Origin of the sequence: Streptomyces sp. NPDC087901 (genome assembly GCF_044742205.1) — a bacterium.
GTDB lineage: Bacteria > Actinomycetota > Actinomycetes > Streptomycetales > Streptomycetaceae > Streptomyces.
Genome location: NZ_JBIUUC010000033.1, coordinates 1 through 23,254, shown reverse-complemented (window position 1 = coordinate 23,254; position 23,254 = coordinate 1). Strand labels below are relative to the sequence as shown.

Here is a 23,254-nt window from a genome sequence, read left to right as displayed (position 1 = left end):
CGTCTCCCACGGCCCGAACCGCTCCGGCAGATCCCGCCACTGCACACCGGTCCGCACCCGGTAGAGAACCCCGTTGATCACCCGCCGGTGATCACCCCACCTACCTCCGCGCGCACCACCAGGAGGCAAGAACGACTCCAGTCGATCCCACTCCGCATTCGTCAGATCCCCACGGCCCACACAGCCAGCCTGGCCCCAACACCCCGCCCAAGTCAGGGGATCCGAGAAACAGGACCTCGCGAAGCCCGCGCCCCGATGGCGGGCGTCCCAACACCCCCGCGGGACCTTGTGAGCTTCACTGCGCATGATCTGGTGACCATCCGTGGCCATGGGCGTGACCGGCCAGGATGGCTGATTCACCCCTTCTGAACGCTGATCTGTCTCCTGAGCACCGGGTGCTCGAACGCGTAGCACTGATACCCGTCGTCCTTTCTTTTCGACGACCACAAGTTGCCGGGCGGTCACCGGCGTGGCGAGCCGGTTGAGGGAGCGGATGGCAGAGCTCCGCGCCGCGCCTCGACCGCTTTCGTGAGCCCCGCCTTCTCGCAGGTCATCCTCTTCTCCAGGATGTTCCGGCAGCCCCCGGCGGCCTCGTCGTTGGACGGGCGGACGGAATTAGGAGGACGTGGTTGAAGACCCACCAGGGATGACCGGAAGTATCGCCCGTTGTTTCCGGTTCGTCCGTCTCGGCGGCGCCAGCACCCTGGCCGTCCGCCGGCGCGGCCGTTGCTTGACGGCTCACACACCAGGGCATTCAAGCGGGCTGGGACCGGACCTTTGCCGGTCGACCGATCCCGTCCCGGCAGAAAGCCCATTAGCTTCCGGCATGGCAATCCGCCCGCCGTCTCCCTGGACAGCGAAACCGCCACAACGTCACTCAGGCCATGCCTCTGCTTGCAGGCCATACCCTCCGTGATCCGCGGCCTCTGCGGCCGACCGTGCCACCGGCCTCGGCGGCTGTGCGCCGATCGTGGCTACGACAGGCCGCAACCGATTTGAACAGGGGGCGAGGTGCAGTTCGGCGCGCGTCTCACATCGGCTGCGGAGCCGTTTGACCTGATGTAGCCAGGCGGAAAGTGTCCTCGGCGACCTATCGAGTCATGCCCTACCTGGAGTCGTGCGGATGTTCGAGACGACTCCGTACGTCATTTTGAAACGATCAGATGGCGGGTCAACCGCAAGCGCGCCAGGCGGATCCTGCGCGAACGCGATCACTGGATGGACGGATGAGGCGATCTACCGACGGACGGTGAAGGTCGTCACCTTGTTGTCGAAGTCACCTAGGGAGACGCCATTGCGAACTACGCTTCTGAGGTCGCCTTCGGACTTGCCAGCCTGGATGGCAAGGCACTCAGCGCCTGGATCCGGCACGCAGATCAGGACGGTGTATGCGGTGTTGTTCTTCACGGAAGAGACCTTCGACTGGAGATAGCCCAGACTGCTCTGGCTGTACTCCGAATAGCCCAGAAATCCGCTGTAGTTGGCGTTCTCCCACAGACAGAACTTGGCAGTTGGGCAGTCCCCTGCGGCAGCTGAGGCGGTTGAGGAGCCGACTGTCATGCAGCTAGCAGCGGCCAGTAGGACTGCGCCTGCTGTTGTTGCGATTCGCTTAACGTTCATACCGTCTCCTTGATGCGGGCTCTCATACGTTGCTGGCCGACGTGGCGACTGCTCGGAAGCCGAAGTGGGTGTGTGCGCCTGCCTGTCCAACGCACACCTTCACGATCGAGTTCACGTGATGTGGACAACACCTGCTGCCGCAGCCGCTGCCGGTCGACCTCGGCCTGCGAGGGCGGCGCGCCTAGAGCGTGTCTCTTTGACGGACTGATCAGTTGATCGGATGTGTCTGCCCGATTAGTAATCACTGATGCGATGTGGCCGTGGACGACGGTGGGCTGACCACCGCCGCACCCTTGAGGCCATTGCGTGGAAGTACCGCACCTGCTCGCCGTGGCGCGACTTGCCTGACGAGCTCGGGCCCTTTCAAACCACGCACAAACGCCTGATCAGGTGGGCCGTGGATGGCACATGGGAACGGATCCTCGCGGCGGTCCTTGCCGTGGCGGATGCTGACGATGATGTGGGCTGGAAAGTCTCCGTGGACTCCACCGTCTGCCGGGCTCACCAGCACTCGGCCGGAGCGAGAAAAAGAGGGCTCCCGGCCGGTCTGAGCCGGAGGATCACGCGCTCGGACGCTCCCGCGGTGGCTTGAGCACGAAGATCCACCTGGCCAGTGACAGCCAGGCGCGGCCTCTCTCCATCCATGTCACGGCTGGCCAGGTCGGTGATGCGCCAGCATTCGAGGCCGTCATGGCCGGAATTCGGGTTCCGCGAAGGGGACTCGGCAGGCCAAGAACCCGTCCAGCGATCGTCCTTGCAGATCGCGCCTACTCCTCCCGTGCAATCCGTGGCCACCTCCGTCGACGCGGCGTCCGTGCCGTCATCCCGCAGCCTGCGGACCAGATCGGCCACCGACTGCGCCGAGGCCGCGCCGGAGGTCGCCCACCCGGCTTCGACACTGAGACATACAAGGAGCGCAATGCTGTTGAGCGGTGCATCGCCCGACTCAAGCAGTGGCGCGGCCTCGCAATGCGGACGGACAAACTCGCAGTCGCCTATCAGGCCGCCCTGCACCTCGCTGCCATTTTGATCTGGTCCCGTAGGTGACCGTGTCGGGGCCTCGAATGGTCGCGGGAACGGCAGCCAAACAAGACGCCCTATTTGCCTGGTCTGTTGAGTCGACCAGTCCGCAGGTGGCGGTCGCCCCGGACGAGTTCAAGGGCTTACGGTGGATCGCTGAAGTCGGCGTGCCCGAATCTGGGCCCGAGCCGGCTGGTCAGCTCCTACGCCCAGCGCACCGCGGAGTTTCCGTGCGGGAGCAGTAGGCGGCACTGGCATGGAGACCTCGCTTGCCTGCGGGCTGGGTGTTCGCCTGAGTTGGGCGTTGCCATACGTGGGCCCTCGCACCCCCGCGTAGAGCAGGAGCCTGCGAGGGTGGCGGTGCCGAGGTAGATCCCGTGGGGGGAGCCGCACGAGTCGCTTGGACGTGCATCCTCTGAGGCACTGCTCATGCAGTCAGGCCTTGGGATGGATGATGCCGAGCTCGCGCATTGACTCGGATCCCTGGCCCCACTCTGACCGCTGGGTCTTGTAACCCTTGACGCGGGGGGCAATGGTGCGCGGGTCGACAGCCTCGGAGGGGGAGCCGGACGCGTAGAGACCGTCTGGCTGGCCGTCGCGATCGTGGGGGAGTAGCCAGAACACGCGGCGCAGAAACGTCCCCGAGGCGCGGGAGGAACGTGCGCTGGTGTGCAGAAGGGCATAGCCGATCACGCGGCCGTTGCGGTGGTAGGCGGGCTTTCCACGGCGGGTGGGGAGACGGTCCAGGCTCTGACGCACGCACGTAGTCCAGGGTGCTGGTGTCCTCCATCCAGACCAGAATGCCCTCGTGGGCGATCTGGTCTGGCCCGATGAGAGCGCTCATAGGGTTTCTCTCGCTTCAGCGTTGAGTGCGATACCGGGGTAGAACTTTCGCTGGTTGGTAAGAGACATGTCCCTCGACGTAGCGATCCCCACAGTCTCCCGTACTCGAGAGGTGAATGCCCTGGAGGAGACGGGATCGGAGCCCTCCTGTTGACACCAAACTGTGTAGTTGTTGTACAGCTGCCTCTGGGCAGAGCGCACTTTCGGCTCCAGAGTGCAGTATTCGCTCAGGAAGCGTCCTGTGTGGTCCTCGGTCTCGGCGTACGCGGTCGTGGCGGCGCGGACCTGTTGGGGGCCGGTGAGATCACGAGGGCCGGCCAGGTATCGGCGGGCGCCGGTGATCAGCCAGTGCAGGATGCCGGGGCCCTCCTCCGTGACCAGCGCATCGGCGAGGTTGTCGATCGTGCGGTCGTCGGCCACGATCCGCTCGAAGGGTATGAGTTTCATGCGGCGCCAGAACGCGTAGCCTCCGGTGCCGACTTCGGGTAGGTGGTTGCCCAGTAGCCAGAGTTTGTGGGTGGGGGCGAAGCTGAAGAAGTCCTGCCGCATTCGGCGGGCTTTGATGCGGTCCCCACCGGTCAGGAGTTTGACCCGAGCCTCGTCGAACTTGTCACCCGGTTTCACCTCGGAGCACACGATGACGCGTCGGCCGTGCAGCTCGGCGAGGTCGGTGGGATGACCCTCGTAGGGGCGGGCCGTGAGGAAGCCGGGAGGGGCCGCGTCAGCGTAGTCGCCCAACAACTTCATCAGCACATCAAGGAGGACGGACTTGCCGTTCTTGCCGTGTCCATGGAGAAACGGCATAATCTGCGCGCCGACATCGCCGGTGATGGAGTATCCCAGCAGCTCTTGCAGGAAGTCGATCATCTCGTAGCCGGCGGTGTCGTCACCGAAGGTGTCCGTGAGGAATTGCTGCCAACGAGGGGTGGCCATCGGCCGGGCGGCGACGCTGGTTGCCCGCGAATGGTAGTGCTTCTCCGGATCCGGTGCCGTCAGCATTCCGGTGGTGAGATCGACTATGCCCTCCGGGGTACACAGGGCGAACGGATCGGCGTCGAGCAGTGAGGCGTTCAGGGCCATGCCCGGCGCCGCTCTCGCCTGCATCAGCATGGCCCTCATACCCTGCGTGGACAGGGCCCGCCAGCGGTGTCGGCGCAACGACGTGTCACCGTGTGTTCCGGCGAAAGCCTCGACCATCTCGCCAGCCGCCCAGATGACGCTGTCGTTTTCGTCGATTTTCCACCGGTAACCCGACCACTGATACCAGCCCAGGCCCGGGACATACCGGAAGTTACGCCCATACAGGTTCACGAACAACTTTGCGATGCCGCGGTCGCTCAAGCTGTTCGGGAGCAACCCGTTCTCGACGGGGCGTCCGGACATCGCAGTTGAGGCGCCCCGCCTCTGGGTCGTTACGCTGCCGGAGGAGTCTGGCAGCGTGATTTGTCGAACCACGTCGCTCAGGTCGAACAGCCCCTCTTGGGGAACAAATGCGTCACTCACTTACGGTCTCCCAGGTCGAGCAGCTGCCGGGTAAGCGCGTTCATCCCAGACCAGGCGATCTGCGGGGCCGCCTGGGAGGCGAGGCCGCGTTGCAAACTGACCACTGTGGCCCTGCGGAAGCCTGGCGCCAGCGGCCGGCTGTGACGCACGGGCCGTTCCGGTGGCTGTGGGTCCCCAGGCAGTTGGTGTAGTTGGCGGCCGGCGTCCTGAACCACGGGGTCAGACCCCCGGCCAGACTTGTTCTGCGCACCACAGTGGGGTGCCCGGCTGCCTCACGAGCTGGACTGCATCTGCGGCAGCCGCTGGGTGGTTTGCTGAGTCGCTGCTGAATATCCCCAGGTCAAGAGGCATTGTGATTCCTTTCAGCGACCGAAGCGACTCAACATCGGTGTTGAGCAAAGATGAACGGCGAACTTCTTCGAAGGGGCGCCGGGGTCGCCAGGGCGGCGCGCCGACAAGGCACCAGGTGCGCTGCGGTGGGGGAGCGTGGCCGAGGGTCCAGAGAGGCATAGGCGACCGCAGTGAAGGCGATCACGTCTCCCTGGCGGGCGCAGATCCGCCTGCTGGGGTCGGAGCCGACCTCCAGCTTTGACACCTCCATCCGAATGAGGTGTCCAAACTCTCCGCAATGGTTGAGGTGTCCGGGCTAGAGATATTCGACTAACGAGTCCTCGCCCTGCGTTGTGCGGGCGGCGAACCATGAATCGCCAGGACCGTTCTTACTGGGGTTCGCGCCGAGGGCGCGGGGCGAAGTGCCAGGCCCCATCTGCGCGCACACCAACGCAGCCGCTCGCGCTCCCCCTTCCAGCAGGCTACGAGCCTGGGCGGCTGTGATGTCGACTGACTGCCGACTTGCCACAGCTGTGCGTGCTACGAGCCCGGCGAGCAGCCCCGCCATGAACGCATCTCCCCCGCCTATGGTGTTGACCAACGTCACCGGAGCCGCGGGCACGGAGATCTGGACGCCCGATGGCAGGAAGGCCGTGCTGCCATGCATACCTCGGGTCAGAACGACAAGGCGCCCATCGTCTGCCAGCCGCCGACACCTGTCATCCGGCATACTCTCCGGCCACAGCTTCTGCACGTCCTCGTCGCTGGCCTTCACCACGTGGGCCAGCATGCACAAGTCCCGTAGACGGGACCGTCCCGTCGCCGGGTCCACAGTGCGGTCCTCGCGCACATGGGGGTCCACGACCAGCAGCGTGGTATCGGCCGCCGCGCAGGCGGTCTCGGCCACCGCGTCGGCGGCCGGGGGCACGATGGCTGCCAGACCGCCGACATACACGGCCTGAAAGCGTTCCAACCCCTCGACCAGAGGTGCCAGCCGGAACGTCGCGGTGTCGTGGAGGTGGAAGTCGTACCGCGTCCCGTTCGGTGTTTGGCTCGCCACGGCCAGTGCTGTGGGGCGGGTGGAGCGTCTGGAGAGTTCGAGGTTTACGCCGACGGCGGCGAGTCGATCTTCGTGGGCCAGGGAGAATTCGTCGTTGCCCAGCGCCCCCGCGAACGCAGTATGTACCCCCAGGCGTGCGAGTCCTGCCGCGACGTTGGCGGGTGCGCCCCCGGGGTGCGGGTGCAAATGGCCATTACGATCGGGGACAAGGTCGGTGATCGCCTCCCCCATGACCAGTACCGGGCCCGATGCCCTCGCGTCGCTCATGGCTGTACCACGATCTTGCGGCCCTGGCCAGCCTTGAACCGTTCGATGGCCTGCGGGTACTGCTCCAGCCGCAGGCGGTCGCTGATGAAGACCGCCGGGTCGAGGATGCCTGTCGCGAAGAGTGCAGTAGCACGCTCAAAACTGTGCAGGACGGCCATCGACCCAGTGATCGTAATCTCATGGTTGTAGATTCGGTACGGCTCGATGACCGCCCGCGTCGAGTAGTCGGAGACCCCGAACTGCAGGAATGTGCCCCCCTTCGCGACCCGGCCGAGACCGTCCTGGATTGCCGCTGCGTTGCCCGTGGCATCGATCACGAAATCCCAGCCCTGCGGCCGATCCAGTTCGTCTGCGTCAGGTGCCGACCGTGAGGCGCCCAGCTTCTCTGCTGTGGCAAGTCGTTCGGGGTTCACGTCCAGGATGTCGACGCTTGCCACGCCGACCCGCTTGGCCAGCTCCAGCATCATTAGACCCATGGTTCCCGAGCCGTAGATCAGCACCTCGGCACCCAGAGTCCTGCTGCGCAGGACGTCGTAGCCGCGGACCGCGCATGACAGCGGTTCGATCAGCGCGGCATCGCGCACGTCGACATGATCAGGCAGTTTGACGCAGTTCGCCACGGGCGCGACGGCGAACTCGGCGGCACCGCCCGCAACTGTGACACCGATCGCGGCCCAGCGCTCGCAGAGGTTGTTGCGGCCCGCACGGCAGTAGCGGCACTCATGGCAGTAGAGGGAGGGGTCGACGGCGACCCGGTCACCAACGGCGAGTTCGGTGACCTGGGAGCCGATGCCGACGATCTCGCCCGCGAACTCATGACCCGGCACGACTGGCAGCGTGGGTGCGAACTCGCCCTGGAGAATATGCAGGTCGGTTCCGCACAGTCCACAGGCGTGGACGTCGACGACGACGTCGCGTGGTCCGGGTGTCGGGTCGGGGACCGTGACGACGGAGACTTTGCCTGGAGCTTCGATCTGTGCAGCCCTCATTTGACGGCTCCAAGAGAAAGGCCCTGGACCAGCTTGTCCTGGGCAGCGAAACCGGCGGCGAGCACCGGCAGGGATACGACGACCGAGGCAGCACACAGCTGGGCGAGAAAAAGGCCCTGGCTGGTAACGAAACCGGTCAGGAAGACAGGCGCCGTCTGGGCGGTGACGCTGGTCAGCACCCGGGCAAAGAGCATCTCGTTCCAGCTGAAGATGAAGCAGATCAGCGCAGTGGCGGCGATGCCGGGGCCGGCCACCGGGGCGACAATGCGCGCAAGGATGGTCGGTAGCCGGGCGCCGTCGACTTGGGCGGCCTCAACGATTGAGACAGGTACATCGGCGAGGAAGGACTGCATCATCCACACCGCTATCGGCAGATTCATCGAGGTGTAGAGGATGACCAGCAGCCAGATGTTGTCCAGCATCCCGGCGTTTTTCGCGAACAGATACACCGGCAGCAGGCTGGCTACGACCGGCAGCATCTTGGTGGACAGGAAGAAGAACATCACGTTCGTCCACTTGCGCACCGGACGTACCGACAGCGCGTACGCCGCCGGGAGCGCCAGGACCAGCACCAGGAGCGTCGAGACCAGGCTCGCCGTCATCGAGTTGAGTAGCGACGGCCAGGGGCTCGCGCCGCCCGCGGCACCGAAGAACTCCCGGTAGTTTGCCAGTGTGAGCGGTGCGGCCAGCGACGGTGGGTTCGTCGCCGCGTCCGGCTCGGAGTGCAGCGAGGTCAGCATCATCCACACCGCCGGAACACAGAATGCGATACCGACCAGCCAGGCCAGCACGCCGAGCATCGTGCCGCGCCGTCTGATTTTGCGGGCGGCGAAAGGGAAGATGACGATGCTGCTGGTGGCGGGTACCTGCTCTATGCAAACGGCGACGGGATTCGTTCCGTCGGTACGGGTCGTCATTGCTGCTTCGCCTCCCCGTTAAAGAGGGAAGAAACCACTCGCAGAGCGAACGTCGCTATCACTATGGTGCCGATCACGACGAGCACCCCGGCAGCAGAGGCCAGTCCGTACTCATGGGCCTGGTAGAAGGTCTGGTAGATCGTGTACGGAAGATTGGCGCTGCCCAGACCCCCCGCAGTGATCGTGAAAACGGCGTCGAAGTTTTGCACGATATAGATCGAACCGAGCAGAACCCCGAGCTCGAGATAGCGCCGCAGATGAGGAAGGGTCAGGTAGCGGAACATCTGCCAGGTGCTCGCACCGTCAAGCCGGGCCGCCTCCAGCATGTTGGCCGGCTGGCTCTGCAGTCCGGCGAGCAAGATCAGCATCATGAACGGCGTCCACTGCCACACCAGTGAGGCCTCCACTGCGATCAGTGGCATACCGGAAATCCAGTCGGGCTGGGCGGGACTGTCGTCGCCGAACAGTCCTGCTATCCACGCCCAGGCCCCATTAAGCAGGCCATACTCCGGGTTGTAGAGCACGTGCTTCCACAGCAGCGCGGCCGAGACCGGCACGATCAGGAACGGCGTGATCAGCAGGGTGCGTACGAAACCCCTGCCCGTGAAAGTCCTCTCCAGGAGCAGTGCCAGCATCAGCCCCAGCACGACGCTGGTGAGGACCACCGAGGCGGTGAGCACAACTGTTGTCAGGACCGACTCGCGCAGCGCGGGATCGGCGGCGACAGATGTGTAGTTACCGAACCACGTGAAGCGGCGAGCGTCTGGAGCCAGCGAGTTCCAATCCAGGAGAGAGATGACCAGCGTTGCCACGAACGGAAGTTGCGTGACAGTGACCAGGAAGATCAGGGCGGGCAGCAGGGGTGCGCGAGTCGCCCAAGCGCGCTGTCCGCTCTTCCCCCCGTCGGATGTGCTACGGCGTGCGGTTCTGCTCGCGTCGGGTCGTGCGCTCAGGGTAGCGGTCACTTCCGATAGTCCTTCGCGACCTTCTCCGCCAGAACCTGGGACTTCTTCAGGGCCTCGTCGACGGACTGGCGCCCGGCGATGGCGGCGCTGATCTCCTGGGAGACCTTGGTGCCTAGGTCAGTGAACTCGGGAATACCGACGAACTGAATACCGAGTGTGGGACGGGGCTGTGTGCCCGGGTTCTCTGGGTCAGACCCACCGATCGCGCTCAGGGTGACGGCTGAGAATGCCTTCGACGCCCGCACGTAATCGGGGTTGTCATACGTGGACGTTCGCTTTCCTGCAGGTACGTTGGACCAGCCGACGCTCTCACCAACAAGCTCCTCGTACTTCTTGCTCGATGCCCAGGAGATGAACTTCCAGGCCATGTCGGAGTGAGTGGACGCCTTCTGCACACCCCAGGCCCAGGTGTAGAGCCAGCCGGAGTTGCTGGTCTTGTCGACCGGCGCTTGCACGTAGCCGATCTTTCCCTTCACCGGGGAGTCCTTGGCCTCCAGGGAGCCAGCCGCTGCCGTGGCGTCGTACCACATGGCCGACTTGCCCTGCGTGAGGTTGTTGAGGCACTCTGCGTAGCCGGACTGCGCCGCGCCCGCCTGCCCGTGTTTGCGGACCAGGTCCACGTAGAACTTGGTCGCCTTGGTGAACTCGGGCGAGGTGAGCTTTGCCCGCCAGCCCTCGGTGAACCAGGTGCCGCCCATCGTGTTGACAACGGTGGTGAGCGGAGCGATGACCTCTCCCCAGCCGGGCAGCCCGCGCAGACAGATGCCCTTCATGCCCGCTTTCGCTCCATCCGCTTTGGCAGCTAGGTCAGCGACCTGCTGCCAGGTCGGGCGTTCAGGCATCGTCAATTTCTTCTCGGCGAAGACGTCTTTGCGGTACATCAAGAACGAGGACTCACCGTAGAAGGGTTCGCCGTAGATCTTGCCGTCTGTAGCCGTGAGTGACTTTCTCAGCGGTTTGAGAATGTCGCTCTGGTCAAAGGAAGAATCCTTCGCGATGTACGCGTCAAGCGGGTGCAACCACTGGTTCTTCGCGAAGATAGGAACCTCGTAGTTGCTGATGGTGGCGACGTCGTACTGCCCGGCCTGGTTAGAGAAATCCTGACTAATCTTGTCGCGCGCGTCGTTTTCGGGGAGGACCGTGAAGTCCACCCTGATCCCGGTGCTCTTGGTGAAGTTGGCCGCAGTCAGCTTCTGCAGCTCGACCATCTGAGGATTGTTCACCATCAGGACGCGCAGAGTGTCGTCCCCGCCCGAGGCGGTGCTGCCGCCTGCCCCGCTGCACGCGGCCAGCAATGCGCCCGCGACGGCTGCTGCACTGAGACGCCTTGCCACTGTTGTGCAACGGAGTACACGCGTGGCGCTCGACTTCTCGGACATGACATCTCCTAGTGGATGAAACCGTGAGTTGCATGTTGCTTCGGGCTCGAGGAGGATGAATTCACGCCCGGATGACGGTTGGGCCCAACAGGGAGTACCGCTGGGCCTCGGCTGCCGGCAGTCCGGTGTCGGTCACGATGGACTCCACGTCCCGGACGTCGGCGAAGCGGCAGAAGGTGACGGCGCCAAATTTGGTGTGCACTCCCGCGAAAACCCGCCGTCTGGACCCGCGTACCGCCTGGGCCTTGACCTCGCTCACCGCAGGATCGGGGGTGGTGAGGCCGTGCTCACGGGAGATGCCGTTGGCACCGATATAGGCGAGGTCGATGACCAACCCGGCCAGCATCCGCGAGGCCCAGTTGTCGACGGTGGCCAGGGTGGCGGTACGCACGCGGCCGCCGAGCAGCAGGACAGTCATCTTCTCCGCGTCGGCCAAGGTGTGAGCCACGCTCAGGGAATTGGTCACCACGGTCAGGCTCCGATTGCGGGGCAGCGCCGCGGCAATCAGCAGAGGGGTATACCCCTCGTCGATGAACACGGTCTCCGCCCCACCTAGCAGGCCGGCGGCCGCGGTGGCAATTCGGTTCTTCTGCGCAACGTTGCGGGTGGTGCGGCTGGCCAGGGTCGTCTCGAAGTTGGAGCTCTCCACGGCGTGAGCCCCACCGTGTGTCCGGCGGACCAGTCCCTGTTCCTCCATCGCGCGAAGATCGCGACGGATTGTCTCCTGGGTAACCTTCAAGTCTGCAGCAACCGCCATGACTTCGATGCCACTCGCGCTCCGGGCGAGCTCGAGGAGCTGTCGTCGACGCTGGTTGAGATCCACTTCACACCCCCTCTATCGCCCGGAAACTTTGCCCGATTCAGCCCATGGATCGTTTGTACAAGGTGGGGAGTCGCCAGAACAGGTACGTTTTGAAGGCGATCGCGCCCGATGTAGTCCGTTCCCAAACAGGTAAGTTTGCTGGTCAGGCAACGAATGCCGCGTTGCGCGGTGAGAGTCGCTGCCCGAGCGAGGCCCAGTTGTGCCCACATGTTGCCTGTTCCACTCGAATGCCTCGCCCGAGGAGGAGGACGTGCGTGGACCTGCGCTCAGAGCTGTACGGGTGACGCGCCTTGACAACGTCACCGCGGCGCAGGAGCTGGCGATCGCGTTGCTCGACCTGCTGCGGAGGAGGAAGCGAGGCCGCCGAGTCGAGCGTGTCGCCGGCAGAGTCCTCGCCATGCCGAAGGAACCACAGCTCGCGATACGTCTCCCGCCGTGCGACCCGCAGTAGGTCCACGAAGTAGACCCAGTCTTCGGGCCCACCCAGAGATTTCGCCAATGAAGGCGTCGAAGTGGTGTCCGTCCGCAGCCGCAACCACCCGCATCGCGTCGTCAGCCAATTTGCATTGTTGGCAGTGTCACCCAGCAAATGCTTGAGCCAGGGAAAGGAGTAGGCGGTACCTCAGGCAGCTGCGCATAGCAGCGGGCTACCCGGCTCGGGTTGGTGACCTACGCCGCCGGCCTGCGCGGTGAAAGGAGCCCGGTCTTGCGCGCAACGCCCGGGAGGCCAGCCAAGTCGCTTCCCAGTTTTCGTTGCAATCCGACGAGGGCCCGCATCACTACTGTCTGGCTGCGCGCCAACTCGGCACGGAGATCTGCAGCGTCGACGCCCTCGCACAGCGCGAGCAGCACCGACCGTTCCGTCGGGGTGAGGCGTGGCGGCACCAGCGGGGCCGGGGCAGCGAGAGCCGAATCCGGCCGCTGCTCCCTTGCGTGCTGGTCCGTCCTCGCTGTCTTGTCCGCGGTCACGGTCGCCCGGCTGCCCATAGGAATGCCGTGAACTCTTGACGGATGTCCTGCGGCGGTCCGCTCCGCGTCCGTCTCGGCCCCCCATATACCGAACTCGCCCTGCTTCCGGGCCCATTCGCGGCAGATGGGCATGGCCTCACATCTGCCGCACAAGGCGATCGCCCTGTCGGTCCGTTCGCGTCCACGAGGTCCCAGATCGTTGTAACCGTCGTCGGGCGGATGAAAGAGGTTGGGCTGCTCGGTGCAAGGCACCCGTGAGTTCAGCCTGGTCAGGAACGGAGGGATAGACATCTGGTTTCTGTTGGGCATGGGTCAGCCTTCTGGCAGTGGAGTGATCGGCCTGACGAATACGAGGGCAAAACTGTCAGCCCTGTCAGCCCTGTCAGCGCGCAGGCCATGAAGTGTCACTCTCTGTATATGGCTCATCCGTGTGCCTCTCGAGGTCCGTAGTTCTGCCCTGCTCTGTTGAGTCATACGAGGAGGAAACGTTGCCGGTTCAGTCGTATTCACAGCGAACCGACACGTGTCGAACAATGACGTGACGACAGCAATCGCATCGTCCGGAGGAGGCTCGCGTTGGCATGCTCGACCCTTCTAATGCCTCCGCGTCGGCGTCTGGCAGCAGCTGCATGAAGTGCTGCTGGCCGAGCTCAACGCGGCAGCAAATGGGGGGAGCAAGACGGGACCGAACCCGGTCGGTCGTGACCGAACCGGATCGAAACACCACCTGAACACCGACAGACACGGCACCCTGCTCGCCGCGTGGTCCTCACCTGCGGCAACGGCAACGACGTCACTCCCGGTGATCGACGCCATCCCGCCCATCAAGGGCCGGATCGGACCCCCACGACGCAAGCCGGGTTCACTATTCGCTGACTGCGGGTACGACCACGCCATCCAGCGTGACCAGGTGCGACAATTCCGCATCTTGCCGGCCATCGCGCGCCGCGGCACCCTCCACAGCACAGGGCTGGGCACCTACCGCTGGGCCGTCGAACGCAGCTTCGCCTGGGTCCGCAGCTTCAAACGCCTCCGCATCCGCCGGGAACGACGAGCAGACATCCACATAGCCATACTCAAACTCGCCTGCTGCGTCATCACCCACCGTCAACTCAGGGCGTAGCGCTGACCTCGAACAGCCAGATTGCTAGTCACCCCGTGGATGCCGGCGACTCATGTCATGTTCCGCTCTCATGAGTGACCGTTCGCTTCCGCCCGCCTGGATAGCCTTGTGGATCACCAGGGTCTCAGAGCCGCTGAAGACAATGATTGACGATCTCGAGCGCCGACACGGCTTTCCCCCGGGCGCCAACGAGGTTCGGCCGGCCGCCCACGACGACCAGGCCGCAGCTCGCATGCTTACCGAAGTGAGCCTCGCTCCTGCTGACCTGGTCACCTTCTATCACAGCATCGGCAATGAAACTTGGGCGGACGTCGGCAACGGTTACCTCGTCGCCCCGGCAGAGAACGTCGGGCCTTGACCTCTGATGTTGGACACGCGAGACACTGGATCCTGAGGATCTGAGGACGGACATCTCGTGGTCATGAAGAACTACCCGCCGGAGTTCAAGGCGGACGCGGTCGCGCTGTACGAGTCGCGGCCCGAGGCGACGATCAGGTCGGTCGCCGCCGATCTGGGGAACAATCCGGAGACCCTGCGGAACTGGGTGAGGGCAGCCGGAGCGAGTCGCCCCCGCGGTCGCCGGGCGCAGGAACCGGCCCAGCCTCCGACCCCGCTGTTTCTACTACTGGCGCCGGACAGCCACGGATCGGGCCGCCCGGCAGGCAGCCGACACGAGGCTCACCGTCCGGATACGGGCCGCGCACCAGGACTCGGACGGCACCTACGGAGCCCCGAAAATCACCGCCGAGCTTCGCGAGACGGGTGGTGAGGCGGTCAACCACAAGCGGGTTGCCAGACTCATGCGGGCGTCCGGGATCGAAGGAGTCCGGTTGCGCCGTCGGCACCGCACCACCGTCGCCGACCCGGCCGCGGCCAAGGCGCCGGACCTGATTGGCCGCGACTTCACTGCGGGCGAGCCGAACATGAAGTTCGTCGGCGACATCACCTACCTGCCCACCGACGGCGGGAAGTTCTGCTACCTGGCGACCGTCATCGACCTCGCATCGCGCCGCCTGGACGGATGGGCGATCGCCGGCCACATGCGCGCGGACCTCGTCACCGATGCCCTGGCTGCGGCGATCCGCACCCGCGGAAGCCTCGCCGGATCGATCATGCACACCGGAGCCCAGTACACGAGCAGAGCTTTCGCCGAAGCCTGCGGGGCAGCAGGGGCGCGGCGGAGCATGAGCGCGGTCGGGTCAAGCGCTGACAACGCACTCGCCGAGTCCTTCAACGCGACCTTCAAACGCGAGACCCTCCAAGGACGAAACAGCTGGCCGGACAAGCACCAGGCCCGACTCGAGGCCTTCCGATGGCTCAATCGCTACAACACCCGACGCCGACACTCCCTCCTCGGACAACGATCACCGATCACCTTCGAAAACACCTTCCGCCTCACACCAACTACGCTGGCACCAGCCGCATAACCCGTGTTCAGGATGCGGGGTCAAGGCCCAACCGCTTCCAGTGCGTCGCTGACCTCCAGCGCCGTTACGGCGTGAAGCGGCTCTGCAGCATCCTCGGCATCAGCCGCTCAAGCTTCTACTACTGGCGCCGAACGGCCACGGACCGGGCCGCCAGACAGGCGGCCGACGCCCGCCTGGCCGCCCGGATACGGGCCGTGCACCAGGAATCGGACGGCACTTACGGAGCCCCGAGGATCACCGCCGAGCTCCGCGAGGAGAACGGTCAGGCGGTCAACCACAAGCGAGTCGCCAGGATCATGCGGGCGTCGGGGCTCGAGGGGCTCCGGTTGCGCCGCCGGCACCGCACCACCGTTCCCGACCCGGCCGCGGCCAAGGCGCCGGACCTGATCGGCCGCGACTTCACCGCGGACAAGCCGAACACGAAGTACGTCGGCGACATCACCTACCTGCCCATCGAGGGCGGGAAGTTCTGCTACCTGGCGACCGTCATCGACCTCGCCTCGCGGCGTCTGGCCGGCTGGGCGATCGCCGGCCACATGCGCGCGGACCTGGTGACCGACGCGCTGGCGGCGGCGATCCGCACCCGCGGCAGCCTCGCCGGATCGACCATGCACACCGACCACGGAGCCCAGTACACGAGCAGGGCCTTCGCCGAAGCCTGCAGGTCAGCAGGGGTCCGACGGAGCATGAGCGCGGTCGGGTCCAGTGCGGACAACGCTCTCGCCGAGTCCTTCAATGCGACTTTCAAACGCGAGACCCTGCAAGGACGAAAGAGCTGGCCAACCGAGCGCGAGGCCCGACTCGACGCCTTCCGATGGCTGAACCGCTACAACACCCGACGCCGACACTCCCGCCTCGGACAACGATCACCGATCGCCTTCGAAAACACCTTCCACTACACACCAACTACGCTGGCACAAGCCGCATAACCCGTGTTCAGGATTCGGGGTCAAGGCCCCATCCCCACCTGTCCACTCCCCATGGCGAACACAACAGCCAGGTGACCATGTTGGACAGGGTCTCAGTTCCGCTCACTGCTCAGGAACAAGTGGCGAACCCTTGTTCCTGCCCAGGGAAGTTCGCTACAGGATGCGATTCAGCCCGACGGGCGATTGTGTCGCGCCGCCGGGCTGATGGCTGCCGGTGTCCGGGGATTGACGGTCCGACACCTACTTTAACGGTGGCGCAGACACGCAGGTTCACTGTTCATACGGAGTGCACGCGGTGGGCACGGGCGCGGCTCAGTCGGGACATGTCCGTACTGGGCCGCACGCCACTGCAACCACGACCAGACTCTGCGAGGTCAAGCCGCACCCGCCAACCGCACATCGATGTGGAAAACAGTGATTCCTATGCGGTCTGTCAAGCCGCGAGTGGGGTGGGTGGCACAGGTTGGTAGGTCCGTCCGTCGCGGAGGAGTGCCCAGAGGACGTTCACGCGGCGGCGGGCGAGTGCGAGGACGGCCTGGATGTGACGCTTGCCTTCAGCGCGCTTGCGTTCGTAAAACCGGCGGGAGTCCTCGCAGTGGCGATGCTGAACAAGGCGGAGATGTAGAAGACGCGTTGGAGTCTGCGGTTGTAGCGCCGCGGCCGTCGAAGGTTGCCGCTGATCTTGCCGGAGTCACGGGACTAGGGCCAATACGCGGGTGGTCTCGAGAACCTGATCGGTGGAAGCCTGCGGCCACCACGGGGCCAAGAAGGGCTGTTCCACCGCAACACCGCTTCGGGATGTAGCAGCCCGCCTATGTTCCGTAGCGGTTCGGTCCGCCATGGGCCTGCAACAGTGACCTCCTCAGTGAACCGGTGTTCCAAAAAGGCCGTTTGCCTAAGTGACATCACCGAACAACCCCCGAAGGGCACCCGAACATGCTGATGAACCATGCCCGCAAATTCGCCGGAATCGCCGTGCTCATCGCTGGCGGAACGCTGCTCACGGCGTGTAACCCCTCTGCCCAGGAGCCCGGTCCGGCCTCGGTCAAGCCCACCCAGGAGGCTGTCGTCGGCGCTGCCTCGGAGCAGCCGGGCAGCCGTGAGGATGGCACGGTCACAGGTGTTCTGACCTACATGGCGCCCGGCAAGCTTGTTGTGGGCAGCCGTCCCTTCTGGATCGCTGAGGACACTGAGATCTGGGGTGCCGGCGAGATCTGCGGTGATCCGGCAGGTCAGGTTGCCGGCAAGTGCACGGTCGAGGAGCTGGAGCAGGCCGCGAAGACCGGTAAGACGATGGCTGAAGTGGAGATCGTCGACGGCGCTGCGACCGAAATCCGCGAGCAGTGACATGTGAGCGCAGGTGGGGCGAACGTCGGCGGATAGCGAGTTCTGAGGGCTTGGGCAGCACACGCAGGCACGGCCGACGGCCCATGAAAGGAAGCACCGCGCTTCCTTCTGACTGGTTGGGGGCTCTCACGGTGGTCCCAACGACCACCGTGAGCACGGCCTGAGCAGTAGGTAGCCGGCGCGAACCTAGGGCCTGGTTGGCGTCCCATCCCGCAGATGCAACGGCAAACACCTCGAGCGTAAGCATGGGTTTCCAGGCCGTAGTCGTCCGGCCGCAAGGCCGTTTGTCCGGGCCTGGATCGTCAGTCTCTTTGCGGGCCCGGCGGCGTGCGGGTGGGCCCGGCAAACGGGGAATGACCGCGATTTCCCACTCGTTGATCCCGCCAGCATCTGCCTTGACCTGCAACTTCTCGTGGATGCGTGGACCACGTTTCGTCGGTCTGCCACCGCCGGAACACCCAGTGCGTGAGCCCCATGTAGTGAGCCTTTTCCAACCTGTTGGTAGTGGTCACGAGTTGGACGCTCCTGCACAACGAAGAAGCTCCTGGTGGACGGTGTCACGACCAAGATCCACCGTGCTGCCAGGAGCCTCGCGTGCTTGTCTACCCGTCGTCGATCGACCTGTCCAGTCGCACCTTGCGATATCTGGCCGGACATCTCTCTTCCCGACGGCAGGAGATCGGCGCGCGGTGGCGACGATTGGCACCAGGGCGCCAGGCCCTGCTCGGCCTCGCCCACCTGCGGTGTGGTGACACCTACGCCCAGCTCGCCACTGGGTTCGGTATCGGGATCGCGACCGCCTTCCGCTACATACGCTGTCGGCGTACTCGCGTATGTGGCTCTGGCAAGATTTTTGTAGGCGGAGATCATCTCGGTGACACAGTCGGCTGGCTTGCATAACGTCGGCGGAGGTGGGCGATCATGACGACGCGGTGGCGGAGAAGGAAGACGCCAGCACGTCCGGCCATGAGTCGCTTCTGCAGCTTGACGTCGGTGATGCGGCCCTCGTTGACCCCGGAGTTGTAAGTGGGCGGTTCGTTAGTCTTTGAGGGGTTTTGCTGTCGCCTGATGGTGTGGTGGTGGGGCGGAACCTGCCGACCCACGGTCGTTGATCTGGTGATGTGACCAGGTGAGTGAACGCAAGCTGTATCCGAGTGACTTATCGGACGAGCAGTGGTCGTTGATCGAGCCGGTGATCACCGCGTGGAAGGGCCGGCATCGGTCGGTCAGCGGGCATCAGGGTGCCTACGACATGCGAGAGATCGTGAACGCGATCGTGTACCAGGGACGAACCGGCTGCCAGTGGGCCTACCTACCGCATGACCTGCCGCAGAAGAGCGCGACCTACTACTACTTCGCCGCATGGCGGGACGACGGGACCGACCATGTCATCCACGAACTCCTGCGCTGCCAGGTCCGCGAACGCGCCCGGCGATTAGAGGACCCGGCCCTGGTGGTTCTGGACACGCAGAGTGTCCATGTGGCCGCCGGGGTCCCCGCCGACACGAGCGGCCATGACCCGGCCAAGCGGGTGCCCGGCCGCAAGCGGGGATTGCCGGTGGATGTCCTCGGACTGGTCATCGCGGTCGTCGTCCTGGCCGCGAACACCCACGACAACGCGGCGGGCATCGCCCTGCTGGACCAGGTCGCCGAACAGACCGGCGGAACAGTCCGCAAAGCTCTCGTCGACCAGGGCTTCAAGAATCAGGTCGTCGCGCACGGCGCCGGCCTGGGCATCGACGTCGAGATCGTCGCCCGCGACCCGCAGATCAAGGGATTCGTGCCGCAGCCGAAGCGTTGGAGGGTCGAGCAGACCTACGGAACCTTGATACTGCACCGGCGCCTGGTCCGCGACTACGAGCACCATCCCTCCTCCTCCGCCTCACGCGTCTACTGGGCCATGACCCACGTCATGACCCGCCGGCTCACCGGCACGAACACCCCCACCTGGCGCGAGGCACAGGCGGTCGCAGCATGAACATCCAGCCCTTGCTCGAAGCCCTGGAACTGCAGGAACAAGCTGCCCGGGTTCTGGCCGGCGACCTCCGTGAACAGATCGACGGCCTGCAGAACCGGCTGCGGGAGGCCGAGACCCATCTGGAGCATCTCTCGATCACCCGCACCACCGTCACCAGCCTCGCCGACCGGCTTCCCGCTGCCCCACCGGACCTGCCCGAACCCGGACTACCCCCGCATCCTCGACGCCTTCAACCACGCGACCGGACCACAACGGGCGAGGGACGTCTGCCAAGCCCTCGGCCACGAGCTGCTGCCGAAGAACGTCGAAGGCACCCGCGCCAAGCTGAAACGCCTGGTCAAGCTCGACATCCTCACCGAGGTCGACACCGGCATCTTCGCGAGAAGGCCATAGCCGGACACCTATGGCCAGCAATCACTGGCCACAATCTGGTGTGCGTACTTGTTCTCCGGGTCGATGTCTTGGATCACCTTCAGGGCTTCATGCATTCGCTCCGTCTCGCACATCAGCCGGACAAGGACGTACAGGGCGTCACGGTCACCGTCTTCGGCGCGCTCGCGCAGCGCGGACTCCATACCTCGCTCCCGAAGCGACCTGTTGAGTCTCCGAAGTGCGTGGCGATCCCTGAGGGCGAGCTCCGTAAGTTCTGGAATCCGTTCCGCTCGGACCAACAGATCCATGTGCCACAGATGATTGTCGTGCCTGTCCGGATCATCGGAGAAGCACTCGGCATGGGCGCTTACCAGCGCGATCGCTGCGTCCCAATCCTGAAGTTGCTCCGCAGCTCGAGCTCGCTCCAACCAGTCCACAGGCCGATTATCGCCCGTTGCCCCAGCGAACAGCAACGGACAGCACCTTGAAGCAACCCCTGCGGAGTACCCTTCAGGGCAAGTCGCGGTCAAAACCTCTCAAACCGCCCTCTGAAACAGCTCAGTGATTGGCCGCCCGGTGCCCCACGACGACTCGGCTGCCAATTAGGAATTGCGAATGATCGCTGAGTAGGGAATCGACAGCGAGGTCGTCCGTGGCAGGCACCAGCACCACACCGCACGGAGGCATCACATGACATTGATCTGGGCTGGCATCGACGCAGGGAAGACCCATCATCACTGTGTTGCGATCAACGAGGAAGGCCGCCGGCTGTTGTCCCGGCGCGCCGCCAACGACGAGCCCGATCTCCTCGAGCTCCTCGGCGACGTCCTGGCCCTGGGCGAGAGGGTGACGTGGGGTATCGATCTGGCCGACGGCGGCGCCGCCCTGGCCATCGCCATCCTCGTCAACCACGACCAGCCGGTGCACTACATCTCCGGCCGGGCTATCCACCGCGCCTCCGAGAGCTACCGCGGCGAGGGCAAGACCGACGCCAAGGACGCCGCTGTCATCGCCGACCAGGTGCGCATCCGACGGGACCTGCACCCCTTACGCACCGGCGACGAAACCGTCACGGACCTCAAGATCCTCACAGGGCGTCGCGCGGACCTGGTCGCCGACCGCACCCGCACGGTCAACCGTCTTCGCGCTCAGCTCACCGGCATCTTCCCCGTTTTGGAGCGGGCCCTGGACCTCACCAATACCGGCCCGCTCATGCTGCTGAGCGGCTACCAGACCCCGGCCGCCCTGCGCCGGGCCGGCAAGAAGCGGCTCGAGTCCTGGCTCCGCAACCGCAAGGTCCTGCGAGCCGACCGGCTCGCCGAGACAGCTCTGGACGCTGCCGGCCGCCAGCACACCAGCTTGCCCGGAGAGAAGCTCACCACCCAGATGGTGCACATCCTGGCAGCGGAGGTGATGGCTCTCAACCGGCAGGTCGCCGAGATCGACAAGGCGATCGAGGCCCGGTTTCGCGAACACCGCGACTTCGAGGTGATCACCAGCATGCCCGGTCTGGGCATCATCCTCGGCGCCGAGTTCCTGGCCGCGACCGGCGGCGACATGACCGCCTTCGGTACCGCTGACCGCCTCGCCGGCGTCGCACCTGTTCCCCGTGACTCCGGCAAGATCAGCGGCAACCTTCGACGGCCGCGGCGCTACAACCGCAGACTCCAACGCGTCTTCTACATCTCCGCCTTGTTCAGCATCGCCACTGCGAGGACTCCCGCCGGTTTTACGAACGCAAGCGCGCTGAAGGCAAGCGTCACATCCAGGCCGTCCTCGCACTCGCCCGCCGCCGCGTGAACGTCCTCTGGGCACTCCTCCGCGACGGACGGACCTACCAACCTCTGCCACCCACCCCACTCGCGGCTTGACAGACCGCATTAGGAATCACTGTGCTACAGCGGCTACCGCGCATCTGGTTCACGTTGCCCCGCGTGGCGCGGTTGCCTGCGACGCGAAGTCCGGGGAGTGGATGCGGGCGACCGCGGCAGGGATCCTAACGGAAGGCCGATCATCTTATCTATATTGGACACTCTGCAGTCATCAGTTTCGACCGTTCATGTGCATGGAGAAAGAACTCGAGTTCGAGTTCGGTCTGCAGGTTCAACTGCACCGCGATGGGAGTGAGTTCCATAGCCCTCGCTATGCGAGGAATGTCCCAGCCCTGACGGTGCAGGCCCATGACTACCGTCGACCGGTCTTGCCTGTCGACGTCGACTATATGACCCGCCGCAACTCTCTCGATCAAGTGGCGGTCGAACCTTGCAAGGCTCTTCGCTCGAGAGCTCAGGCGCCTCCGCTCTCGCGGAGTGAATCCCGCCCAAATCCCCTCCTCGGCATTAAATCTGATCGCGTTCGCCAGGCAGTTGAGTCGAAAGGGGCAAACGGAGCACACTTGCTTTGCTGCCGCCACTTGCGAGTCGAGAGCAGGACCCAAGCCGTCAGGGAAGAATTTGGACGGGTCCGATCCGACACAGAGGGGCTCGGTCGATTCTCCAGGCGCGGTACGTGTAGATACTCGGTCACGTGCGTTGCTGGTTTGGACAGACTTCATGCGGTCCTGTTCCATTGAGTCACCTCATCGTGCTGGAGCGGAAGTCGGACATCCGACACGGTCAAAAAAAACCCAACAAGTGGTTCATACGGCCCCTGTGGATCCGGACACCAACCAGAGGCGATGTCGGGAAACGGTTGGCTATTGTCAATACGCGCCGGGACCAGGGGTGGTTCACGCTCTTCGAATTGACCCTCTAATCCGCGGTGTGCGGCGTGACTGTGCTATTGCGCATGGTGGCAACCTCCGATGAGGTGGCTTCGTGGGCGGGTTGCCTTTCCTCGGACGGCAGAGGGGCGGGCCTCACGCTTCGCGAGATGCCTAGTCAGGAAGCAGAAGGCGGCTTGCTGCGCGGGGTATGCCGGCAGGAGGTACGGGGCCGGGCGCAGCAGGCGGCCAGCCAGAGATTCTGGAGCTGCCGGGGGAAATTTCTACCAAGACCACAACCTCCGCAGCGTCAGCATCGAGTGCCTGAGGTCACGCTAGACCCCCACTAGCCGAGGTGAACCCGTGCTCCGTACCGCCCGTCAATGCTTGAGTAAAACGTGATTGTCGGGCTCGACCCGCCCGGACTCTGGAGTGTGCGGGGTGTTCGGACGGGTCTACAGGCCGAATGGCATCAGGCGGCGGGCCAAGCTGTCAGTCGTGGCAGCCAGCGAAACCGGACTGGCTTTGGGCCTCGTGCCTGCCCAGGCTCATGCGACGGAAACCACCGTCACTGGCCCTTACCAAAACAAGCTGACTGGGTCTGATGCAGTTTTGGGTGACAGGTTCAGTCACGCGGCCTGGAGAGCCGGTGTGGTCATGACTATCTCGAATTCGACGGGGGTCAGCCGGCC

General features: G+C 64.7%; 19 protein-coding genes and 8 pseudogenes. 13 read left to right on the top strand and 14 right to left on the bottom strand.

Annotated elements, in window-relative coordinates; translation table 11 throughout:
• On the bottom strand, positions 1-180 hold a 180-nt coding region (locus ACIOEW_RS40325; protein ID WP_401970440.1), incomplete at its 3' end, for a transposase.
• A gap of 549 nt (positions 181-729) precedes the next feature.
• Here ACIOEW_RS40325 and ACIOEW_RS40320 point away from each other — a divergent pair.
• Positions 730-981 (top strand): annotated as a pseudogene (locus ACIOEW_RS40320) (IS5/IS1182 family transposase); the annotation flags it as partial.
• 255 nt (positions 982-1,236) lie between these two features.
• Here ACIOEW_RS40320 and ACIOEW_RS40315 read toward each other — a convergent pair.
• Complete coding sequence (locus ACIOEW_RS40315; RefSeq protein WP_401970438.1) at positions 1,237-1,620, bottom strand: peptidase inhibitor family I36 protein; 384 nt, start codon at positions 1,618-1,620, stop codon at positions 1,237-1,239.
• 222 nt (positions 1,621-1,842) lie between these two features.
• On the opposite strand from ACIOEW_RS40315, the pseudogene ACIOEW_RS40310 reads away from it, so the two are divergent.
• Positions 1,843-2,667: pseudogene (locus ACIOEW_RS40310) on the top strand (IS5 family transposase).
• Between the two features lie 408 nt (positions 2,668-3,075).
• On the opposite strand, the pseudogene ACIOEW_RS40305 reads toward ACIOEW_RS40310, so the two are convergent.
• From ACIOEW_RS40305 to ACIOEW_RS40270, 8 genes and pseudogenes are all read right to left on the bottom strand, one after another.
• Positions 3,076-3,484, bottom strand: a pseudogene (locus tag ACIOEW_RS40305) (DUF6009 family protein).
• The gene (locus ACIOEW_RS40300) at positions 3,481-4,866 is read right to left on the bottom strand and encodes a phage/plasmid primase, P4 family (RefSeq protein WP_401970448.1); all 1,386 of its coding nucleotides are present in this window, start codon (positions 4,864-4,866) and stop codon (positions 3,481-3,483) included. The pseudogene ACIOEW_RS40305 and the gene ACIOEW_RS40300 overlap by 4 nt, the downstream one beginning before the upstream one ends.
• Positions 4,867-5,632: 766 nt before the next feature.
• Positions 5,633-6,643, bottom strand: coding sequence for a PfkB family carbohydrate kinase (locus ACIOEW_RS40295; RefSeq protein WP_401970437.1), 1,011 nt, complete (start codon positions 6,641-6,643; stop codon positions 5,633-5,635).
• Positions 6,640-7,632, bottom strand: a complete 993-nt coding sequence (locus ACIOEW_RS40290) for a zinc-dependent alcohol dehydrogenase family protein (protein WP_401970434.1) — start codon at positions 7,630-7,632, stop codon at positions 6,640-6,642. The genes ACIOEW_RS40295 and ACIOEW_RS40290 overlap by 4 nt, the downstream gene beginning before the upstream one ends.
• Positions 7,629-8,432 carry a carbohydrate ABC transporter permease gene (locus ACIOEW_RS40285; protein WP_401970446.1) on the bottom strand — a complete coding sequence of 268 codons (804 nt, stop codon included), beginning with the start codon at positions 8,430-8,432 and terminating at the stop codon, positions 7,629-7,631. Before ACIOEW_RS40285 ends, ACIOEW_RS40290 begins: the two co-directional genes overlap by 4 nt.
• A gap of 113 nt (positions 8,433-8,545) precedes the next feature.
• Positions 8,546-9,514: a carbohydrate ABC transporter permease gene (locus ACIOEW_RS40280; protein WP_401970432.1), complete on the bottom strand. Its 969-nt coding sequence runs from the start codon at positions 9,512-9,514 to the stop codon at positions 8,546-8,548.
• Positions 9,511-10,893: an ABC transporter substrate-binding protein gene (locus ACIOEW_RS40275; protein WP_401970430.1), complete on the bottom strand. Its 1,383-nt coding sequence runs from the start codon at positions 10,891-10,893 to the stop codon at positions 9,511-9,513. Before ACIOEW_RS40275 ends, ACIOEW_RS40280 begins: the two co-directional genes overlap by 4 nt.
• 61 nt (positions 10,894-10,954) lie before the next feature.
• Entirely contained in the window at positions 10,955-11,716 is a 762-nt protein-coding gene (locus ACIOEW_RS40270; RefSeq protein ID WP_401970427.1) for a DeoR/GlpR family DNA-binding transcription regulator, read from the bottom strand.
• A gap of 250 nt (positions 11,717-11,966) precedes the next feature.
• Between ACIOEW_RS40270 and ACIOEW_RS40265 the strand changes: the two genes are divergently transcribed.
• Positions 11,967-12,167, top strand: coding sequence for a hypothetical protein (locus tag ACIOEW_RS40265; RefSeq protein WP_401970426.1), 201 nt, complete (start codon positions 11,967-11,969; stop codon positions 12,165-12,167).
• A 218-nt stretch (positions 12,168-12,385) separates the two neighbouring features.
• Here ACIOEW_RS40265 and ACIOEW_RS40260 read toward each other — a convergent pair whose 3' ends face one another.
• Positions 12,386-12,976 carry a WhiB family transcriptional regulator gene (locus ACIOEW_RS40260; RefSeq protein WP_401970443.1) on the bottom strand — a complete coding sequence of 197 codons (591 nt, stop codon included), beginning with the start codon at positions 12,974-12,976 and terminating at the stop codon, positions 12,386-12,388.
• Positions 12,977-13,295: 319 nt separating this feature from the next.
• Between ACIOEW_RS40260 and ACIOEW_RS40255 the strand changes: the two are divergent.
• The 4 genes and pseudogenes from ACIOEW_RS40255 to ACIOEW_RS40240 form a co-directional block, all read left to right on the top strand.
• Positions 13,296-13,808, top strand: a pseudogene (locus tag ACIOEW_RS40255) (transposase); the annotation flags it as partial.
• Between the two features lie 70 nt (positions 13,809-13,878).
• Positions 13,879-14,166, top strand: a complete 288-nt coding sequence (locus ACIOEW_RS40250; protein ID WP_401970424.1) for a hypothetical protein — start codon at positions 13,879-13,881, stop codon at positions 14,164-14,166.
• A 57-nt stretch (positions 14,167-14,223) separates the two neighbouring features.
• Positions 14,224-15,235, top strand: a pseudogene (locus tag ACIOEW_RS40245) (IS3 family transposase).
• A complete protein-coding gene (locus ACIOEW_RS40240; protein WP_401970423.1) occupies positions 15,121-16,164 on the top strand; it encodes an IS3 family transposase in 1,044 nt (347 codons plus the stop codon). The pseudogene ACIOEW_RS40245 and the gene ACIOEW_RS40240 overlap by 115 nt, the downstream one beginning before the upstream one ends.
• Positions 16,165-16,597: 433 nt before the next feature.
• Here ACIOEW_RS40240 and ACIOEW_RS40235 read toward each other — a convergent pair.
• Positions 16,598-16,860, bottom strand: a pseudogene (locus tag ACIOEW_RS40235) (IS110 family transposase); the annotation flags it as partial.
• Between the two features lie 240 nt (positions 16,861-17,100).
• On the opposite strand from ACIOEW_RS40235, the gene ACIOEW_RS40230 reads away from it, so the two are divergent.
• The 4 genes and pseudogenes from ACIOEW_RS40230 (at position 17,101) to ACIOEW_RS40215 (ending at position 19,882) form a co-directional block, all read left to right on the top strand.
• A complete protein-coding gene (locus ACIOEW_RS40230) occupies positions 17,101-17,511 on the top strand; it encodes a hypothetical protein (RefSeq protein ID WP_401970421.1) in 411 nt (136 codons plus the stop codon).
• Positions 17,512-18,105: 594 nt separating this feature from the next.
• Positions 18,106-18,324: pseudogene (locus tag ACIOEW_RS40225) on the top strand (transposase family protein); the annotation flags it as partial.
• A 316-nt stretch (positions 18,325-18,640) separates the two neighbouring features.
• Positions 18,641-19,489, top strand: a complete 849-nt coding sequence (locus ACIOEW_RS40220) for an IS5 family transposase (protein WP_401970419.1) — start codon at positions 18,641-18,643, stop codon at positions 19,487-19,489.
• A 69-nt stretch (positions 19,490-19,558) separates the two neighbouring features.
• Positions 19,559-19,882: a hypothetical protein gene (locus tag ACIOEW_RS40215; protein ID WP_401970418.1), complete on the top strand. Its 324-nt coding sequence runs from the start codon at positions 19,559-19,561 to the stop codon at positions 19,880-19,882.
• Between the two features lie 8 nt (positions 19,883-19,890).
• On the opposite strand, the gene ACIOEW_RS40210 is transcribed toward ACIOEW_RS40215, so the two are convergent.
• Entirely contained in the window at positions 19,891-20,298 is a 408-nt protein-coding gene (locus ACIOEW_RS40210; RefSeq protein WP_123471936.1) for a hypothetical protein, read from the bottom strand.
• A gap of 253 nt (positions 20,299-20,551) precedes the next feature.
• Here ACIOEW_RS40210 and ACIOEW_RS40205 point away from each other — a divergent pair.
• Positions 20,552-21,732, top strand: a pseudogene (locus ACIOEW_RS40205) (IS110 family transposase).
• 149 nt (positions 21,733-21,881) lie between these two features.
• On the opposite strand, the gene ACIOEW_RS40200 reads toward ACIOEW_RS40205, so the two are convergent.
• Positions 21,882-22,415 carry a WhiB family transcriptional regulator gene (locus ACIOEW_RS40200; RefSeq protein ID WP_401970442.1) on the bottom strand — a complete coding sequence of 178 codons (534 nt, stop codon included), beginning with the start codon at positions 22,413-22,415 and terminating at the stop codon, positions 21,882-21,884.
• Between the two features lie 645 nt (positions 22,416-23,060).
• On the opposite strand from ACIOEW_RS40200, the gene ACIOEW_RS40195 reads away from it, so the two are divergent.
• On the top strand, positions 23,061-23,254 hold a 194-nt coding region (locus tag ACIOEW_RS40195; RefSeq protein ID WP_401970416.1), incomplete at its 3' end, for a hypothetical protein.